1 protein-coding gene, 1 other RNA gene and 1 pseudogene are annotated in these 1,976 nt (G+C 70.3%); 2 read left to right on the top strand and 1 reads right to left on the bottom strand.

What is annotated here, in order from left to right:
* A pseudogene (locus D183_RS26935) lies at window positions 1-128 on the bottom strand (tryptophan 2,3-dioxygenase); the annotation flags it as partial.
* Between the two features lie 192 nt (window positions 129-320).
* On the opposite strand from D183_RS26935, the gene D183_RS26410 reads away from it, so the two are divergent.
* Window positions 321-396, top strand: a non-coding RNA gene (locus D183_RS26410) — sX9 sRNA.
* A gap of 42 nt (window positions 397-438) precedes the next feature.
* Window positions 439-1,976: lamin tail domain-containing protein (locus tag D183_RS0109685; protein WP_026144342.1), on the top strand; the 1,538-nt coding region annotated here is incomplete at its 3' end.

Genomic DNA, 1,976 nt, shown 5'->3' with positions numbered 1-1,976 from the left:
GGGTTCGACAGCGGCTGCTGCGCCGACAGCAGCCGGTCCAGGCGCAGATAGCCGCCGTAGGTCAGGCGGCCTTCCAGGTCGGTGTGGATGCCGGCTTCGAGCGGGCGCTGGTTCTGTTCGACGGGCATGGGCGGCGTGGGCGTTCCGGGCCGGCAAGGGTACCGCAGCGACGAATGTCACACATTCGTCAGCACCGGCTGACAAACTCCGGCACAATCGTCGGCGGCGCCTGGGGGGTGCCGTCGGTTCATCTGCGTAAGAGCGGCTAACGAAACTACTGCGCAGCCACCAGGCGGGCGCGGACGGTGCTCGGAATCCTCATGTACCACTCGTACACTGCGGTTCCTCCGCGCCGTCCTCACCCACCTGGCGACTGCTCGCTACGTTTCGTTAGCCACTCTTAAGTCCACGTCTTCAAGGATTGGGGAGATCTTGTTCATGCGAACCATGCTGCTTCGAGCTGCAGTGTTGTCGTGCGCGCTGGGTGGTGCCGGGTACGCCCAGGCCCAGGTGGTCATCAGCCAGGTCTATGGCGGTGGCGGCAACAGCGGCGCCACCTACAAAAGCGATTTCGTCGAATTGCACAACAACGGCAGCGAGGCGGTGAGCCTGGCCGGCTGGTCGGTGCAGTACGCCTCGGCCACCGGCAGCAGCTGGCAGGTCACCACGCTCAGCGGCAGCATCGCGCCGGGCGGCTACTACTTGGTCAAGCAGGCCGACGGCAGCGGCGGCAGCACCGCGCTGCCCACGCCCGACGCCACCGGCACCATCGCCATGAGCGGCAGCGCCGGCAAGATCGCGCTGAGCAAGAGCAGCGCCGCGCTGAGCGGCGCCTGCCCGGCCGGCAACGCCGACTTCGTCGGCTACGGCAGCAGCGCCAGCTGCGCCGAGGGCAGCGCCCCGACCGCCGCGCCCAGCAACACCCTGGCGGTGCTGCGCGGCAACGGCGGCTGCACCGACAGCGACAACAACAACGCCGACTTCGCCACCGGCGCGCCGACCCCGCGCAACAGCGCCGCGCCGGTCAGCCTGTGCGGCGGCGGCAACCAGCCGGTGGCCAGCGTGGCCAACGTCAGCCGCGCCGAAGGCGACAGCGGCAGCAGCGCATTCGTGTTCACGGTGACGCTGAGCCAGCCGGCCGGCAGCGGCGGCGTGAGCTTCACCGTCGCCACCCGCGACGGCACTGCCACTGCCGGCAGCGACTACCAGGCACTGGCTGCGACCCAGGTGACCATCCCGGCCGGCGAAAGCAGCACCGAGGTGCGCGTGCTGGTCAACGGCGACACCAGCAACGAACCCGACGAGACCTTCTACCTCGACATCACCGGCGTCAGCGGTGCGCTGCCGTCCACGCTGACCGCCAGCGGGGTGATCCTCAACGACGACTTCAACCTGGTGCCGATCCACAGCATCCAGGGCAGCGGCGCGCGCTCGCCGCTGGTCGGCCAGGTGGTCGCCACCAGCGGCATCGTCACCGCACGGCGCAGCGCCGGCTTCTTCCTGCAGACGCCCGACGCCCAGGCCGATGCCGACCCGCTCACCTCCGAGGGCATCTACGTCTACACCGGCAGTGCGCCGCCGGCCGAGGCCGCGGTGGGCAATTCGGTGCGGGTGCAGGCCACGGTGGTCGAATACGTGCCCAGCACCGACCCCAGCCAGCCGCCGCTGACCGAACTGACCTCGCCGACGGTGCTGCTGCAGTCCACCGGCAATCCGCTGCCGGCCGCGGTCGAGCTGACCACCCGCTTCCCCGACCCGAACGGCGCCTACGACCAGCTCGAGCGCCTGGAAGGCATGCGCGTCACCGTGCCCAGCCTGACCGTCAACACGCCGACCCTGGGCAACGTCAACGAGACCAACGCCAGCGCCACCAGCAATGGCGTGTTCCATGCCGTGGTCACCGGCCTGCCGCGCGCCTGGCGCACCGCCGGCGTGCAGCAGCCCGACGCGCTGCCGGCCGGCTCGCCGGCCGACGT

Source organism: Xanthomonas sp. SHU 199, assembly GCF_000364665.1.
GTDB classification, from domain to species: Bacteria; Pseudomonadota; Gammaproteobacteria; order Xanthomonadales; family Xanthomonadaceae; genus Xanthomonas_A; species Xanthomonas_A sontii.
This window is presented reverse-complemented; position numbering and strand designations above follow the sequence as displayed.